This is a genomic window from Variovorax sp. LARHSF232 (assembly GCF_052871435.1).
In genome coordinates this window covers 1,036,491-1,052,304 of sequence record NZ_JBIXJS010000001.1, presented here as the reverse complement: position 1 = coordinate 1,052,304, position 15,814 = coordinate 1,036,491, and the positions used below count along the sequence as shown (strand labels likewise).

Here is a 15,814-nt window from a genome sequence, read left to right as displayed (position 1 = left end):
GCTCGCCTGGCCACGACCAGTGTCGGATGAAGACCGCAGAAGAAATTCAAGGTAGCGCGCCCAGTCGTCTTCCTAAGGTGGTACAGCGGTCCTCGCAAAGGTGCGCTGACTGCATTCCGCTCTCTATGCGACTTGGCGCCTGAGTGATTCCGGCCAAGTATCGACCATCACTATCACCGGCAAATTTCTCCGTCTCAACAGCATTGACGTAGAGGGGTGGAAGGAAAGCCGTGGGCGTGAGTGGGGTGAACTCAAATCCGACGATTCCGCAGTCGTCATGGAGTCGCTGCTGCGGTGTCTTACAGCGCGATGCCATACCAACGCGCCTCGCGGACGTGCCGGTTGCTCTGACGTTATCCCCTCGAACCTATGAACGCACGCGGAGATGGGCTTTGTCATGCGTGGCTCTGAAAAGCCTCCGAAAAGCCCGCGAAACTACGATGGATTCAGACGCGCCCAACATCCGGCGAAGGTCCCACGTGGCGGCTACTTTCCGCTGCGCTGCTGGTTCAGCGCCAGCAGGCGGCGCAGGATGTCCTCGTCCGTCCATTGCGGCGTGTAGTCGCTCCAGCCGTATGCCGCGGCCACAGCGTTGTCCAAGGTTTCGTGTGCCAAGATCAACCACGCTGGGCGCGCGTTATAGAGGTTGGTGAGCGTGCGCTTTTTCAGATCGGCTTCATGGCCGGGCTTGGCAACAGGACGCTTGGGAAACCCGGCTGCTTGTTCTTCGGGAGTGATGACCCAATCGGTCCACTGCGCTGGGTCGCGCCAGGTGGTGCGAAGCTGTTCGAGCTTCTGTGCCGCTTCAGCGATGGCTTTGGCGACTTCGGTGTCGGGCATGCCGGTCTTCGTTTCCTTTGGCGTTAAGCCTTCGGGGAAGGGGAAGGTCTCGAAGACGCGCGAGCTGTTGTAGCGGCGTGCGGTAGGGTGGTTGCCATATGGCGAACCTAGATTCCGAACCCAAATCGTGTGAAACCTGCTGCTCAAAATTCCAAAGGTGGCATGGTCGTCTCGCGCGATGACAACCAGATTTTTATCTGGTACTACGTTGTGCGGAACGAACGCAAAGACTGTGTGCGTTGGCGTTTCCGGCGTGACGATAAATCGTTGAAGGTTGGAGACCGCCTTGAACATACCCGGTGCCCGGCGTGCCAATTTCCACCAATTCGTTCGCTCGTTCTTGTCGTTTGACTTTTCGCGCTGAGGCTTAACGCGGTTTTCGACGACGGCGAAAGGTTCAACAAAAAGGCTTGCATCAACCTGTGATCTTTCACCGAAATGCACAATCCATTTGTCCGCATCGCGCGCGACAACGTCTTCGCCATTTCGCCACGGAAATACAACATCGTGGTTTGGGTAGCCGTTTGGGTTGCCACCTGCAGCGAGCAAGGCGCGTGCGCTTGAGCCATCAATGTCAAATGAGCCCTTCTTGGTAATCCCAGAAAAAGCTGTTCCCGCGTTTTCTTCCAGTGGCACAGCTTGAGTCAGGTTCACGCCTTCCCCGGCCGTCAAGTCAGCATGGATCGTTGCGACCTCGTTGCCGTTTAATGTTGTTCCTTCGCCCTTGCCAAAACCCGTCATCGAAACTCGTACTGCGGCGCCATCGTTTACCCATGGCTCGTCGCCCCACGCCAGAAAGATGCGCGAAGTATTAACAATGCGCTCCAGCACTTTGCGGTTCGCGCCGCCGGATATGGAGTTCGTTGAAACTAGCCCCGCCGCCTGCAAATGGCCCGCTTCTATCTGAGCTCGGGCCTTCTCGAACCAGTAGCAAACCAAGTCCGCCCCGCCAGGCACGCGGTCGGCGAAGGTCTTCCGCAGCGTTTCCACATAGTCATCGCCCAGCTCGCCGCGCATCCTTTTGTCACCAACGAAAGGCGGATTGCCGACGATCACATCAGCCTGCGGCCACGCGGCTTCGGCTCCGTCCCCGTCCAACAGCGCGTCTCGGTGTTCGATGCCGTCCAGCGGCTTCAGAATCGGATTCAGGCTGTGCTGCCATCCGTTTTGCCGGCACCATTGGATGTCGCCAATCCACACCGTGACCCGCGCCAGTTCCGCCGCGAACTCGTTGATTTCCAGACCCAAGATGTTGTGCGGGCCGGTTTGCAAACTGACCTCGGCTTGAAGGCCCAGTTCCTGCGCCTCAATCTGCGCCAGTTTTTCAACATCGCGCAACGCCTTGAGCGCCAGATAGAGAAAGTTGCCGCTGCCGCACGCGGGGTCGAGCACACGAAAGTCGGCGAGACGCAGTAGAAAGCCTTGATAAAGCGCTTGGCCCTGTTGCAGTGCGTCGTTTGCGCGGAATTTGTTGCCTCGCGCTTTCACCATGCCGAACTTCGGCGAGACCTTGGCAATTTTTTCGCGAACAGCCTCCCACTCAAGCAACAACGGCCCGCGTACCAGTGGCTCAACCAGCTTCGCTATCGTGCCCGTGTCGGTGTAGTGCGCGCCAAGGGCGGCGCGTCTGCTACCTAAGCCGCGCTCGAACAGCGTGCCGAAGATGGTGGGGTCAATCGCACGCCAGTCCATGTCGGCGGAGGCAGCGCGTAGCTTTTCGAGGTCGGCGGCGGTCAGCGTAGGAACGGCAATCTGCTTGAACAGGCCGCCGTTGAACCATTGGATGTCATCGTTGCCATACTCACCATTGCGATCCTGCATGGCCTTGAATAGCTTCCCGATGCGGTCGGCGGCTTTTGCTACGTCGTTCTTGGCGGCGGCGAGGAGGCTGGTAAAAATCTTCTCAGGCAACAGTCCTTCGTCTTCGGCGAACATGCAGAACAAGCACTGAACCAAGAAGTGCGCCACCTGATTGCTGTCTTGCCCTCGTTGGCGCATGGATTCGGCGAGCCCGGCATAGCGCTGGGCGGCTTCTTCGGTGACGGCTGCGGTGGACTTTTCCGGCCGCAGCTTGAGCGGCTCAGTGAAGACCCACCTGAGCATTTGCCGCTTGCCGTCATCCACCAGGTCTTCGATGCGGATTTCGCGCGGTTCGTCCGGGTAGCCGGTGAAGGCGGTGTGGATGATGATTCGCTCGCGGTCGCACACTACCAAGAGCGGTGGGCTTTCGAGTTGCAAGGCGTAGTCGGTCAGTTGCTTGAGAGCCTTGTCGAGGTCGCGGCCTGGCTTCTTGTTCTCCCACGCGAAGTGGCCGCGCTTCCACACATCGGCCCAGCCATCTCCGCCTCCGGACTTCTTGGCGCCACGTTCGAAGCAGTAGTCGTCGGCGTTGCGCGGCTTCTCGACGCCGAGCAGTTCGCACAAATCATCAAAATGGGCTTGAGCTCCGGCGCGTTCGGTGAGCTTGTTGGATTGCCAGAGGGTGATGAATTGGGCAGGGGTCATCGAGTCGTCGGTGCGTGGAACTGCGGCCCCAAGGATTGGGACAGTTGCGGTGCCGTGGATCATGCAACATTTCGTAGCAGGCACCGTCCACCTGCTGCCGCGACACGCTCAGCGTTCTTACTTTTGACCCACGGTGGCGACCACTTCGGGCCGAACGTGGGCGGGGGGTATCAGACGTCGTTCTCTCAAACCTATGACCTGTGACAGGAATGTGCCTTGCCGCACGTTGCTCCTCTCACGGCGACCAGGGGGCCAACCTCCGCCTCGGTCAGGTTTTCGACAGCCTCGCAGATGTCCTCGGCCGTGGCGTAAGCGCGCTCCGGTGGTTTACAACCTAAAGCGAGTGATCAGAGTGTTGGGCATTGACAGAACAATGAAAGCGGTGCGGCTGCTGGGGGCGTGAGCCCTTGTTCGCCTTCGTTCGCGCGCACAACGAGCGGCACAAGACATCGATCGCGCGTTCGGCACGATCGAGACATGGATAAACTCGGCCGGTTGGTTCGACTCAGCAGCCACGCCTGTGTTTCCACACGGCCTCGCTGCAAATCAGACATCGCCCGCCCTGGTGGCAGCGACCTACCGTGCCGCGGCCTTTCCCCGTCTAGTAACCCGGTCAAAGGTGAAAACGTGCTCCTGGGGCGCCTCGACGCAGCAGCCGAAGAGGCGGCGCCGCTCGTGACCCGCGCCGTAGCGTAGCTCCACCGCTGCCGCGCAAACGGGGCAGGTGGCGCTATAGCGCACCAGGCCGATGATGCGCGCGTCGCCCTGCTTGAAGCTCTCGAGCTGGGCTGGTGGCTCGTTCCAGCTCACCAGCACGTCAGCGGCGGGCACGATCCGATCGGCCAACAACCACCAGAGCTAGCGAACGAACTCCCACAGGACCCAACCAATCCCCGCCGCGACGACGAAAAATGCAAGGTCCGCCGTCGTCACGGACCGGTTCACGAACAGCATCAGCCACACGATCGCCGCTAGGAGCGCGATGCAGGCCATGGGCGCCACCACGGTGCCGGCGAACAGCAGGCCGCGCAGCGACTTGGTCTTGAACGAGCCGCTCCCGAACAGCGGGCGCGCAACCCAGGACGGCTTGACGGTGCCGGCGGCCGCATAGACGTATTCGATCTGCAGGCTGGCAGAGGCCGCATCCCCTGTCCCTACCGGTCCCACCGGCTCGAGCCAACCCAAGTGGCCAGCGTCGTCTGCGGGTTGCGGCTCGATCGCTTCCTCTGGGGGCGTCAGCGCGTAGGGCTCCAGTGACCACTGCGCGCGGTGGTGGCCCGTCGTCGAGCGCTTGCGCAGGCCGAGGGCGTGCTCGAAGCCGCGCTGCGCGAAGAACGCGTCCCGGTCCGCGGCCCGGCTGGAGAGGTACTGCTCGAGCCTGGCGTTCTTGACCTTCATCTTGGCGGAGTCGAAGTCGACGAGCTCCGGCCAGCAGACCTGCACCAAGTCCTCCGCATTGAATTCCAACTGCTCCCCATGGCCTGGCAGGCGCGCGACCTTGGCCGACTCGGCAGCCAGGGCGCGAAGCAGCGCCAGGGCGTTGGTCTCATCCCGCTGGCCGGCGAGCCACTCCTGGAAGCAGGGCAGCAGCTCCGGGACCGACGGCAACCGGTTTGCAACCGGTTCTGGACTGGTTGGCGCCGCTTCGTATCTCAACACTTGGGCTCTCCTCAACTCAACTCATGGAGTCCCTATGTTGGCATTGTTTGCAATTCATTCCTCCAACCGCTTCGTCCACGTGACGGAGGTCGAGCGCGGCCTGGCGTGCGACTGCCGCTGCGCCGTGTGCGGCGAGCCGGTGATCGCGCGCCAGGGCGACGTGCGGGAGCACCACTTCGCGCACAGTTCCAACGCCCAGCCCTGCACGTCGAGCTACGAATCCGACTTGCACCGCTTCGCCAAGCGAGTGATCGTCGAGGCGGGCGGCTTGGTGGTGCCAGTCAACGCGGCCGCGGCGCGCGCCCTCGGCCTTGGCGACGACTTGGGGCCGCGCATCCTCCTGACGTGCGCCGGCATCGAGGAGGAGGTGGTGGTTGGGGACCGGCGCCCGGACCTGCTGGCGACTACGACGGCCGGCGTCAGTGTGGCCATCGAGATCGCCTATTCCTCGTTCTGCGACTTCCAGAAGCGCCAGGACTATGAGAACTTGCGCCTGCCCGTCCTGGAAATCGACCTGCGGGTCTTCACGCCGACGGCCTTCGACGTCGCCTTAGTCAAGCATGTGCTGCTCAAGGACCTTGCCTGCAAGAGTTGGCTCTGGCCCGAGCGCCTTGAGGCTGCCGAGCTAAACCCTGAGCCGCCGGCGGACCCGCCATCCGTGCCCGCGCCGCAGCGCCAGTTCCTGCCCGAGGAGATCGTCAAGGTTCGCGGTCGCTGGATCTCGGTCAAGGAGTTGCCCAGCGGCGACATCGCGATCAAGGTGGTGCGCTACGACCCCGACGTGGTCTCGGTGGTGCGCACTGTCGCGCGCCAGCACTCCGGGCAGTACCGCGGCGCCTACTTCAGCTGGGTGATCCCGCGCTTTCGGGCGGAGGCGGCCCGCGCCCAACTGCGCGCGATCGCCGCGGGGGTGTGATCACGGGGCAGGCGTGAAGGATGGCACTGCCATGGGCTGCCGCCAAGCCCTTCGGGCTCCAATCTCTGGAATCTCAAAGGTCGACCACCGAACTCTTGCCCCGACTCGAAACGGCCGGGGCACTTCAGGCCCGTTGTGCTGGCAACAGGCCCGGTCATCGAATGGGGGCCATCGCGTCAAGACGCAGCGGCCAGAGCCAAGGCAGGATGCGGCCATGAGTGGGGTGTTCGGGCGGGCCGCCGCGAACTGGCGGTTTAGACTGGTCAGAGTCATTCGGCGGCAAAGCTCCGAGCGACCGGTACACCCGAAACCCGGCGTTCCCAGTGGCGGCTCGTATGGTTACTGTCAGGGCTTTGCCTCGATAAGCAGGTATCCGAACCGACAGAACCAATCTGAGTCTCTGAGCCCTTCGTAGAGCGCCGTCTTCCAAGAGTTCGCGTCCCGCACGTGGCGGCTCTTGAACTCGTCATGGAGATGCTCTCGAACGGCCTGGGCCCCAGCAGCCTTTCCAGTTTCTGTTAGACCATACGAAATGTCGGCCAGTTCGCTGGCGGCTTGCGCGGCATAGAGGACAGCGAGGCCCACGACGTTGAAGTGATGCTGGACGCGTTGCGCGAGTACGGCAGTCCACGTTGCCGGCGGACGGACCCAGAACACGATGGTCGGAGGCGAAGTCGGCTGGATCTGGACCATGAGCCACCGCTCCGTCCCGAGGTCATCGAAGTACGGATGGAAGGTCTGCTCCTCCGCCTTGGTCGCAACCTTTGCGAGTTTGGCCTTGTTGCAGTCCAGGCACGAAGGGACCAAGTTGGCCGGCGTCAGATTGAATGCTGGATGGAGTGCTTGAGGAAGATAGTGGTCCACACTTCCCACGATGCGTTGACCGCATAGCGGACAGATTTGATGGACAGGTGCCGAACGAATCGCGTCATACAGGGCGCGAGTAGCTGCGCCGCGTACGAAGTGGCTCTTGTAGATGACCCCCATGAGAGTGGTGGTCAGCAGCGGAGTTACTCCATCAGTCGATGGAATCTTGAAGAGCTCGCCGAGCGGCGCCAGGCCGAGATACTGCGACTCAGCGGCATTGATGACAGGCAACGCACCCGTCAGCGCTTGAGCGCGGTCAGGGATGGTGATACCGGCAGCGCAAGTCTGGACGGTGTAGTCGGCGTTGAACGCTGGAAGAGCGAGCTTCTTCAAAGGGCCAAACCTCAGTTTCCTCGCAGAGCGACCAAGCTCCGCGCCAGCGTTCTGGCTTCGGAGCCAAGCTGATGACCGAACTGTTGCGTGACTTGCTCGAAAGTCCGGCCTGGCTGATTGGCCGCCGAAGCGACCATTTGATGAAAGCCTGAGTGGCTCACCTCGAGGCCGAATACCTCTCGTGTCAGGACGCCTGCGCTCTCACCGAACGTTTCTGTCGTCGGCCGCTCGACGGTTGCGTTGGTCCTGGTGCGTTGAAGGACCCACACGCAGCTCATAGGCACCTCCTGAAGCACCACTGGCGAGTGTGTGGAGATGAGCGCGACGCCGTTCCTCGAGATCAATAGGTCGGACACTGCGCGAACGAACGCAGAGAGAAGCGGAGGATGGAGATGTCCTTCGGGCTCGTCTAGGACAACCAGCGTGTTCTGCTCGACCAGCTCGACGAGCCGGGTGATGGTCAAAAGGACAATTGAATGCCCGGAGCTGAGCTTTCCGTACGCATGAGCGACGGCATCTTCCCAGCCGTCCCCAGAGACCTGCAGGAATCGCTCCACATCCACCTCGGCAAACAGCGGGTCAGCCGAAAGTGTCCGGATAGCTCGTGTCCAACGAGTTAGACGCGGCTCCTCGCGACATTTGGAGAAGGACTTGACGAAGTCGTTCGCAAGACCGAGCTTCGTCATCAGGGTTTCCTGGACGTGCCCATCTCGCTCCTCCATCGTACGAAGGCCGATGAAGCCGGCGCGAATCTTCAGCGCTGCCGCTGATGGAGGTGGTTCAAACTCGTCGAACACGCTGAAAGAAACGGAGACCAAACCGGCAAAGTCCCATTGGTCGACGTTGTCCCCGAGCTTCTGCAAGAGACCTGGGGCGGTTTTTGCGTTCGGCTTGTGCAACACGGCATTAACGAGCGACTGGATGCAGCGGGTTTTACCAGCCCCGTTTCGTCCAACCAAGACGTGCACGTTCGTCGGCGGGAACGAGTTGGGCTCGACATGAAACGTTAGAGTTGGCGGCTGGGGCGGGAAGAACTGGCCTGGCTCAATTGGGGCCACGGGCAAGGTGTACTGGAATTGGAAGCGGGTGAGCTCTTCGTTTCCATGCGCGAGCTTATTGAGGCGATTGCGTACGTTCTCTGCTCGCACGTCCCGGAGTAACGAGGTGGTCATGACCGCTTCGTTGATATACCGGTCGAAAATTGAAATGTCGTAGGCGCAGTCGCAGAGCGCTATCAACATGCGTTCGCACAGCGCAGCCGGCAGAGTTCTAAGCGACGAGTAAAAGTCCTCGCTCTGACCCAGTGAGAAGAAGTTGTTTGGGTCTAGGTCGTTGAACAGCGGCGGCAGCTGCGGGACTCGATGTCCAGGAGCGACTGGCGTCGCCGCGTTCGCGGTTGCTGACGCTTTCTGCAAGCCAACCTGGCCCATCTTGAGCGAGCCGAAGGACCGCCTGTTGCCTCGATCATCGAAAAAGTGGAGGCTGTATTTGGTCTGAAAGCTGAACCAATCGTCCCAGTCGTCATGTGTTAGATATGCCTGTAGGCGGCCTTCCCGCGGCAGCTTGAGCCAAGAATCGACCACAAAGAATGTAATGTCCACGTGTGTCTCTCAAACTACATCAGAACGCGCTGCTTCAGGGTGGCGGCAGCAGGTCGCTGTCGTCGTCCTTCTGGTCGGACGAGTCTCCTGCCGGCTCGTTGAGCTTCATCTCTGGTTGTGCGTCGGTAGCAGGCTCTGGCAAGTCTCGATAAGGATAGAACCCAGCCCGACCGAGAGCTGGATTCTTGGTGAACACGATTGGCTTGACTGCATCCGTGAGCGAGTCAGGAACCTCTTCGTTCTCAAGCACGACGATTTGCCCGTACCCTGCCCAGTCGGACAACCAGCGGTAAAACTTCTCCCGAACGGTGCTGGGCTCCACGTCCGGGGATTCGGTGCGCTTGGGGTCCGCGTACGGTTTCAGCGGTGAGTCCAAGACAACGACGCCGAGGTGCGGGTGCTCATGCTCGACGGCGTACTCCATCAGAGCGATGACCAGCGACGCCAGATACAGAGACCGTAGCCCAGCGCCATAGCTGAGGCGTGCGCGGTCATTGATGAGGAGGTCGCATTCGCCAGCATCGAGCGAGATGTTTTTGATGTCGGTGAGGCCCCAGTCCTCTAAGAGAACCTTTGCACGGTCCGCCACTGCACGGCCGTGCGTCCCTCCATCGCGCGTGACGTTCACGCGCTTGCGCACCTTGGATTTTCCGAGGCGAGCAACTTCTGCCTCCAAGCGTTCAATCTCGTCGAAGATGCCGAGCTGTGCAGCGAGGTCGCTGCGCCTTAGCGCCAGAGTCTTTGGGTCCCCGGTGAACTCGATGCGCGCGCCGTTGACGACGGCCGCTTCGCGGTTCTGGAGCGCGTTCAGGTTGCCGCCAAGTCTTTCGGCTTCTGCTCGGAATTCAGAAAACCGGCCGCGTTCGCGCTCGAGCGCCACAAGCAGGCCGCGGCGAAGAGACTGAACCTTCTCTGCTTCAGCCTTGATGGCTAGCTGGTAGTCCTTCGGCTTGGGCTGCGGGTGGTCGTGGTGCCCGTGCTGGTCAGCGGTGCTGGTGCCACACAGGGGGCAGGCCACCTCCGGCAGGGCTTCGAAGAACGCGGCACCTTCGTTGCTGGCTCCTAGCCGCGACAGGTCATTCGTGTACTTCTCGTCGAGCAGTTGGAACCTGCTAATCATTGAATGAGCGTGGTTTCGCCGGTTTGCCGCAATCGCGTGCTCCTCGGCGGTATCAGCAAACTCCCTTCGAAGCTCCTTCAGCTTCGTTGCCCGCGCTTCGTACTGACTAGTCATGGCCGCCAGCGTCGCGTCAACGCGCTCGATTGCTTCGGCCACATCGTCGCGCTTCACATCGCTTGGAAGACCCGCCTTGACTCGTTCAAGTGCCGCTTCGGCCGACGTGAGCTGCCCCTTGATGCGCTCGACCTCCGCCTTGGACTTGGTGATCTGGATGGCCGCATCGTCGTTCCCTGTTAGGAACAGATTGAACGATGAAGTGCGCTTGGGCGTTGCGTACCCGACGCCACTGGTTGCGAAGTCGGCTGGGACCTCGGTCTGGGACCAAAGTGCCCAATGCCGGATGTCATCACCGGTGACCGGACCTCGTTCGCTCTGATTCCGAAGAAGCTGCTTCCCTGCGGCGCCGGAGAGTTCGACGATTAGCTCGCCCAGGTCTCGTTCCACGGCCTCGAACGCGAGGGGCTCTTCGTTCCCATCGGCCCGGGACCAGATTGCGGCCGAGCCGCCATTGATGCCTCGCCGGACTTCGTACTCGACGTCGCCAGCGAGTAGTCGAAGCCTGAGTTCCTGATAGCCCTGGGCCTGCGGGAAGGTGCTGTCAGGAGCATCCCCTCCAAGCAAGTACCAGAGGCATGCATGGATGTACGACTTACCCGTGTCGCTGGGGCCAACGACAACACGCCGCTTAGGATGGAAGTCGATTTCCACATCGGGCCTATCAGGCCCGTGGGAGGAAAGTTTGAGAAGAACGATGCCCATTGTGCTTAGCCGTGGTGTAAAACAGCTTCAATCTCGGCGCCCCAAAGATGACCACTGGCGGCGAACTCATCGGTCAACTCGCTGGAGTCCGAAGAACCAAAGTGTTCGGCCGCCCAATGGCAGCGAAGGTCTAGATCACGCAAATACTGCGAAGTGAGAGACGTGGTCAACATCCGAGCGGTCTCGCCAGCGTAGTAGGTGATACCGTCTGCAGCCCAGGCGGCAGTCACCAGTCCACGAGTGCTCATCAAATGCAGACCTCGCTCGATGAGTTCCCGTCGACTCAGCAGTTCCGCACCGCGGAATGGGATGGGAGTGTGAAGGCTCGAAGGACCATCGAGGTCCGCTGAATAGACAACGGCATAGTCCAGCAGCACGAGCTTCTGTAGGTCAGCCCCTTGCGGCGAAAGTGCCTGCAGCAGATATACCATCCTCAAGCCGAGCTCGAGCGGCGAGTTGAAGACGGGAAGAGGCGTGCGTTTCACTTGACCCATTTCAGCTTCTTCTGATTGGCAAGGTGGTGGCACGAACCTGGCAGGTCTCCCGGCCGGAGGCGAGGCGAGAGAACGCTGTCATTGACCTTCAATCCCTGCGCGCTGGCCAGGCCTGCTTCCAACCTATCCAGACCACTGGTGTGCCTGGGACTGTTGACGGATGAGCGAATGCCTATGTGGATCATTTCGAGCAGGTTGAAGAACTCATGTTCACCGTATAGGTCACGGCTGAATGTCTTCAAACCCTCGGCGCAGTAAAAGGTCGTGCGCTGGTCAAGGAAGTGTTCGCGGAACTCTGAAGAGGCCATCAACGAGTCGACCGTGAGCGTGTTCCCGCTCAGCTCCGAATAGACCTGCAGCAGAGCCAGGATATAGTTGGCCTCATCTGCGGTTGGCGTCGACGGCGTAGGTGGGTCGTCCATTCGTTCAGCGACGATGCCAAAGAGCTTGTGGTGGTTTGACCGGTCTAGCGCGTGCCAATCCAGGATGTCGCGAAGTTCGCATTCGCGGATGTCCTTAAAGTCAAAGTTCGAAACGACCGCTTGAACTGCCGGCGTCAGGTCGCCCTTCAGCTTCTGCAGACCCGTCTCGCCCGCCTTCCAGTCAGCGAGAAGGCGCTTCTTGAAGACGTCAGGCTGCGCGAGAAGATCGAACAGATCGCTACCCACACTGCGGGGGGCGCAGATGAGGTAGTGCCTGGGATGAACGTAGGTCCCCGCCGCCAGGTGCTTGAAGAACTTCGCCAACTCCGGAAATATGTTGCTCGGCGTCAGCGGGTTCTCATAGTGCTTCGCCTGGTACAGGTCCCACTTTCGGTGCTCTCGCTCGGGCACGAGCCGCGCCTCGACGTCGCGACCTTTGTCGTTCGCTGCACCGAGGCGCTTCACAAGAGCGTAGGTCTTACCTTGTCCCAACGGGCGCAAACGAACCGCGGCTTCGATGAGCCGCTCCCAGTGCGATGGTTCGAGATGCAGGACTTGCGCCGAGGCCGGCATGACGCCGCCCATTCCGACGAAGCGATTGGTCTTTTTTCGTGCAGCTACCATGCGTCCCCCGCCATCGCAGCCGTTGCCGCTGCTGTTAGCGCCTTTCTTTGCGCTGATCTGTGTGCTGTTGCCCGAGGAATTGTATCGGGGTTGTAACTCATCGAAGCCGTGTGATTGTTCAAGGCCGGAGACTGAGTGACGTCGCCGTAAGGTCGCATTGCGTGCGGCGACGTCGACCCCGTCAATCACCAATACTCACATTGGGTCGGGACTTCAAATTCACGCACGGAGGAAGGAGTCGCTCACGCGATGAGGGCCAGAACCTAGGCGTGCTACGGCCACATTACCTTGGGGAGCAGCCGTCAGAACAAGCGCCGAACGTCCGAACCCAATGACCGCTTGGTGCCAGCCAGCGGGAGTACGGTCGGCCGAGCTGAGCGACAGCAATCGCTGCAATGCAGCCGCTCGTTGGACTCGGTTGGATGACTCCTGGGTCGCGAGCGAGCAATGGTCATGGTCGACGACCCATGTGTATGGCCGGCATACCGTCATGATCGCTACCTTTTGGGCCGCACCATCATCAATCCGGTCATCCAACAGTTCCCATTCCCTGCGGCGCAAAATCTGAGGGCGGTACAGCATCTGCCCATTCGCATCACCGGGGAGTGGCACGATGGGATTGACCGAACACCGCGCATCAACATGGCTTTCGCTGGCCGCGTTCTTGGCCGTGCCGTGCTCGGCGCTTTCGCCTGCCGTTGCTGCCGATCTGGAGCGCGAGCATCTCGCGGTGCTGGCACGCCAGATCGATCTGGCCGACCGCCTGGCTGAACAGGCCACCCGCACGGCGCCACAGGAACGCGCCCGCTACCACTTCGACTACGCTCAGCTGCGTGCGGATCTCCAGCGCGTGCGCACCGGCCTGCAGGACTACCTCGTCCCTCAGCGCGCCCAGCCACGTGATCCCGTCCCGCTGACCGGCGACTATGTGCGCCGCGATGAACGGCGGGAGGCGTCGCCATGACGCCTTCAGCCGATCAGGTCGCAGCCTTCCAGGCCAACGGTGGCTTCTCGCCCGCGACCGTCTCCACTGTCGTCCTCGGCTTCGTCTTTGCCGTCCTGTTGCTGTGGGGCGTGTGGGCGATGCGCACTGCCTATGTCGGCTGGGCCGAGGAGCGCCTGACCCAGCGCCAGTTCCTCGGCGTGGTCGCGCGCTTTGCCGCGCTGTATCTGGTGCTGAGCTTCTTCCTCCTGTCCTGACCTCACCAAAGGCCGATCCGTCATGAACACTTCCTTCACTTTCCATCGCGCGCACATCACCGCTTTATTCCCGCTGCTGATCCTCGCGGCCACACCGATGGCTTCTCTCGCGGCTGGCCTGCCGACCATGGAAGACCCGTCGCGCGGCGCGGGCAGCGGCATCATGCAGACGCTGCAGAACTACGGCTACGACATCGTCCTGCTGATCGCGCTGCTCGTGGTCGCCTCGATGTTCATCGGGGTCTGCTACCACGCCTACAGCCGCTACGCGGAGATCCACAACGGCCGTGCCACCTGGGGCCAGTTCGGGCTCACCGTGGCGGTGGGCGCCATCTTGCTGGTCGTCGGCATCTGGCTGCTGACCAAGGCGACCGGCGTGCTGTAGGGCTTGGCAGCGATGGCCGGCTATCCGGAGAGCCCACGTGGACCGCACGATGGACTCGTCACTTTCCTGCCGCACCGCCTGAACCGCCATCCGGTGGTCGTGCGCGGACTCACCGCCGATGAACTGTGGTTCTGCGCCGGCCTCTCGGCTGTGGCGGGTTTCCTGGCCGGGATGCCGCTCGCCTGGCTGACCCGCAGCATCGCCATGGTGCCGACGCTGGTAGTCGTTGGCATCGGGATCGGTGTCTTCGTGGCGGGTGGCTTTTTGCGCCGCCAGAAGCGCGGCCGGCCCGACACCTGGCTGTACCGCCAGCTCCAGTGGCGGATCGCCGTCCGCTATCCCGTGCTGGCAGCCCATGTCGGCGGGCGGCAGCTCATTGCCCGCTCGGGCTGGTGGAGCACGCGGCGTCTGCGGCCATGTTCTCGGCGAGGTACGCCATGAGCCGATTCCGCAACGAAGTCGCCCGCCTCCAGGCGCACGTCAAGACCTTGCGCCTCGGTGGCGCCGCGCTCTTCGTCGTGGCGCTGCTGCTTGGCTTCGGCTGGTGGAGCGCACCCAAGAGCCTGACCATCCACGTGCCCCCGGACCTGCGCTCGGGCAGCACGCGCAAGTGGTGGGACGTGCCGCCGGAGAGCGTCTACGCCTTCACCTTCTACATCTGGCAGCAGGCCCAGCGCTGGCCGACCAACGGCGAGGACGACTATCCGCGCAACCTCAAGGCACTGTCCGCCTACTTCACGCCAAGCTGCCGGGCCTTTCTGCAACAGGACTACGAGGTTCGCCGCAACAACGGCGAGCTGAGGCAGCGCGTACGCGGCATCTACGAAATTCCGGGTCGCGGCTATGGCGATGACCCCACCGCGCGGGTCCACACCGTCTCATCGAGCCATTGGACCGTCACGCTGGACGTGAGCGCCGACGAGTACCTGGGCTCGGAACAGGTCAAGCGCGCCTTGGTGCGCTATGCCCTGAAGGTCGTTCGCATGGACATCGACCCGGAGCACAACCCCTTCGGCCTGGCCCTGGACTGCTACGCCAGCGCGCCGCAGCGCATCGAGCCCGCTCCGGCATCGGACACCAAGCCCGCGGCCAACCTGCAAGGAGGAACCCCATGAAGCGCCTCGTCCCGCCGGTCCTGACCGGCCTTCTGCTCAGCATGGGCCTCATTGCCACCGTCCATGCCGTGGAAATCCTGCGCTGGGAGCGCTTGCCCTTGGCCGTGCCGCTCGTGGTCGACGAGGAGCGCGTGGTCTTCATCGACCGCAACGTGCGTATCGGCGTGCCCGACAGCGTGGGACCACACCTGCGGGTGCAGAGCGCGGGCGGCGCGATCTACCTGCGCGCGAGCGAGCCCATTCCCCCGTCGCGGCTGCAACTGCAGGACGTGGAGTCTGGTGCGTTGATCCTGCTCGACATCGCTGCCGAACCGGCCAAGCCTGGTCAGCCAGCGCTGGAGCCTGTGCGTATCGTCGACGGGGATGGTGGGGCACTGCCCCGCGCCGCTGCTGCGGCAAACACCAGCGAGAACGAGAGCGAGCCTCGTGATGCCGCGCGTGCGTCCAGTCGGCGCGCCACTCCGGTGTCGGTGGTGTTAACGCGCTACGCGGCTCAGAACCTCTACGCGCCGCTGCGCACCGTGGAGCCTTTGGCCGGCATCGGCCGCGCGAACCTGCGCCGCCCTCTGGCCCTGGACACCTTGCTGCCCACGCTGCCGGTGCACGCGCAGGCCATGGCCGCGTGGCGTCTTGAAGACCACTGGGTGACGGCCGTGAAGCTCACCAACACCTCGGCGCGGCCCGTGGTGCTCGATCCGCGCGCCCTGCAGGGTGACTTCATCGCCGCGACCTTCCAGCACCCGACCCTGGGACCGGTCGGCCAGTCCGCTGACACCACCGTGGTCTATCTCGTGACCCGCGGCCACGGCCTGGCCCCGTCGCTTCTGCCTAAGGTGGCGCCGATCGATGCGGCCGTGAACCTGCCGCCAGCGGCTGCAGCCGGTCAGACCGAAGCAGGGGGGCCTCCGTGAATA

General features: G+C 62.2%; 15 protein-coding genes. 7 read left to right on the top strand and 8 right to left on the bottom strand.

What is annotated here, in order from left to right:
• Positions 1–486: 486 nt before the first annotated feature.
• From ACIPRI_RS05015 to ACIPRI_RS05005, 3 genes are all read right to left on the bottom strand, one after another.
• Entirely contained in the window at positions 487–3,408 is a 2,922-nt protein-coding gene (locus ACIPRI_RS05015) for a class I SAM-dependent DNA methyltransferase (RefSeq protein WP_446620274.1), read from the bottom strand.
• Between the two features lie 513 nt (positions 3,409–3,921).
• Positions 3,922–4,191, bottom strand: a complete 270-nt coding sequence (locus ACIPRI_RS05010; protein WP_446620273.1) for a hypothetical protein — start codon at positions 4,189–4,191, stop codon at positions 3,922–3,924.
• Between the two features lie 12 nt (positions 4,192–4,203).
• Positions 4,204–5,004, bottom strand: coding sequence for a hypothetical protein (locus ACIPRI_RS05005; protein ID WP_446620272.1), 801 nt, complete (start codon positions 5,002–5,004; stop codon positions 4,204–4,206).
• A gap of 34 nt (positions 5,005–5,038) precedes the next feature.
• On the opposite strand from ACIPRI_RS05005, the gene ACIPRI_RS05000 reads away from it, so the two are divergent.
• The gene (locus ACIPRI_RS05000; RefSeq protein ID WP_446620271.1) at positions 5,039–5,920 is read left to right on the top strand and encodes a competence protein CoiA family protein; all 882 of its coding nucleotides are present in this window, start codon (positions 5,039–5,041) and stop codon (positions 5,918–5,920) included.
• A gap of 345 nt (positions 5,921–6,265) precedes the next feature.
• On the opposite strand, the gene ACIPRI_RS04995 is transcribed toward ACIPRI_RS05000, so the two are convergent.
• Genes ACIPRI_RS04995 through ACIPRI_RS04975 form a run of 5 tightly spaced genes read right to left on the bottom strand, consistent with a single transcriptional unit; the run spans position 6,266 to position 12,389 of the window.
• Positions 6,266–7,120, bottom strand: a complete 855-nt coding sequence (locus ACIPRI_RS04995) for an HNH endonuclease (protein WP_446620270.1) — start codon at positions 7,118–7,120, stop codon at positions 6,266–6,268.
• A gap of 11 nt (positions 7,121–7,131) precedes the next feature.
• On the bottom strand, positions 7,132–8,721 hold the full coding sequence (locus ACIPRI_RS04990) for an AAA family ATPase (RefSeq protein WP_446620269.1): 1,590 nt from the start codon (positions 8,719–8,721) through the stop codon (positions 7,132–7,134).
• Positions 8,722–8,755: 34 nt separating this feature from the next.
• The gene (locus tag ACIPRI_RS04985; protein ID WP_446620268.1) at positions 8,756–10,660 is read right to left on the bottom strand and encodes a hypothetical protein; all 1,905 of its coding nucleotides are present in this window, start codon (positions 10,658–10,660) and stop codon (positions 8,756–8,758) included.
• Between the two features lie 5 nt (positions 10,661–10,665).
• On the bottom strand, positions 10,666–11,154 hold the full coding sequence (locus ACIPRI_RS04980; protein WP_446620267.1) for an ABC-three component system middle component 2: 489 nt from the start codon (positions 11,152–11,154) through the stop codon (positions 10,666–10,668).
• The gene (locus ACIPRI_RS04975) at positions 11,142–12,389 is read right to left on the bottom strand and encodes an ABC-three component system protein (protein WP_446620266.1); all 1,248 of its coding nucleotides are present in this window, start codon (positions 12,387–12,389) and stop codon (positions 11,142–11,144) included. The genes ACIPRI_RS04980 and ACIPRI_RS04975 overlap by 13 nt, the downstream gene beginning before the upstream one ends.
• A 424-nt stretch (positions 12,390–12,813) precedes the next feature.
• On the opposite strand from ACIPRI_RS04975, the gene ACIPRI_RS04970 reads away from it, so the two are divergent.
• The 6 genes from ACIPRI_RS04970 to ACIPRI_RS04945 are packed head-to-tail and all read left to right on the top strand — an operon-like array spanning position 12,814 to position 15,811.
• Positions 12,814–13,164 carry an integrative conjugative element protein, RAQPRD family gene (locus tag ACIPRI_RS04970; RefSeq protein ID WP_446620265.1) on the top strand — a complete coding sequence of 117 codons (351 nt, stop codon included), beginning with the start codon at positions 12,814–12,816 and terminating at the stop codon, positions 13,162–13,164.
• The gene (locus ACIPRI_RS04965; RefSeq protein ID WP_446620264.1) at positions 13,161–13,400 is read left to right on the top strand and encodes a TIGR03758 family integrating conjugative element protein; all 240 of its coding nucleotides are present in this window, start codon (positions 13,161–13,163) and stop codon (positions 13,398–13,400) included. The genes ACIPRI_RS04970 and ACIPRI_RS04965 overlap by 4 nt, the downstream gene beginning before the upstream one ends.
• A 22-nt stretch (positions 13,401–13,422) precedes the next feature.
• Complete coding sequence (locus ACIPRI_RS04960; protein ID WP_446620263.1) at positions 13,423–13,785, top strand: TIGR03745 family integrating conjugative element membrane protein; 363 nt, start codon at positions 13,423–13,425, stop codon at positions 13,783–13,785.
• 12 nt (positions 13,786–13,797) lie between these two features.
• Positions 13,798–14,226 (top strand): TIGR03750 family conjugal transfer protein, encoded by a 429-nt coding sequence (locus tag ACIPRI_RS04955; protein ID WP_446620262.1) that lies wholly within the window; start codon positions 13,798–13,800, stop codon positions 14,224–14,226.
• Entirely contained in the window at positions 14,223–14,900 is a 678-nt protein-coding gene (locus ACIPRI_RS04950; protein WP_446620261.1) for a PFL_4703 family integrating conjugative element protein, read from the top strand. The genes ACIPRI_RS04955 and ACIPRI_RS04950 overlap by 4 nt, the downstream gene beginning before the upstream one ends.
• Positions 14,901–14,941: 41 nt before the next feature.
• On the top strand, positions 14,942–15,811 hold the full coding sequence (locus tag ACIPRI_RS04945; protein ID WP_446620386.1) for a TIGR03749 family integrating conjugative element protein: 870 nt from the start codon (positions 14,942–14,944) through the stop codon (positions 15,809–15,811).
• Positions 15,812–15,814: the final 3 nt, after the last annotated feature.

Coding starts and splice junctions, on each gene's coding strand:
- ACIPRI_RS05015 (WP_446620274.1), bottom strand. CDS start 3,408: ATGATCCACGGCACCGCAACTGTCCCAATCCTTGGGGCCGCAGTTCCA.
- ACIPRI_RS04985 (WP_446620268.1), bottom strand. CDS start 10,660: ATGGGCATCGTTCTTCTCAAACTTTCCTCCCACGGGCCTGATAGGCCC.
- ACIPRI_RS04970 (WP_446620265.1), top strand. CDS start 12,814: ATGGGATTGACCGAACACCGCGCATCAACATGGCTTTCGCTGGCCGCG.
- ACIPRI_RS05000 (WP_446620271.1), top strand. CDS start 5,039: ATGTTGGCATTGTTTGCAATTCATTCCTCCAACCGCTTCGTCCACGTG.
- ACIPRI_RS04980 (WP_446620267.1), bottom strand. CDS start 11,154: ATGGGTCAAGTGAAACGCACGCCTCTTCCCGTCTTCAACTCGCCGCTC.
- ACIPRI_RS04960 (WP_446620263.1), top strand. CDS start 13,423: ATGAACACTTCCTTCACTTTCCATCGCGCGCACATCACCGCTTTATTC.
- ACIPRI_RS04955 (WP_446620262.1), top strand. CDS start 13,798: ATGGCCGGCTATCCGGAGAGCCCACGTGGACCGCACGATGGACTCGTC.
- ACIPRI_RS04965 (WP_446620264.1), top strand. CDS start 13,161: ATGACGCCTTCAGCCGATCAGGTCGCAGCCTTCCAGGCCAACGGTGGC.
- ACIPRI_RS04950 (WP_446620261.1), top strand. CDS start 14,223: ATGAGCCGATTCCGCAACGAAGTCGCCCGCCTCCAGGCGCACGTCAAG.
- ACIPRI_RS04945 (WP_446620386.1), top strand. CDS start 14,942: ATGGGCCTCATTGCCACCGTCCATGCCGTGGAAATCCTGCGCTGGGAG.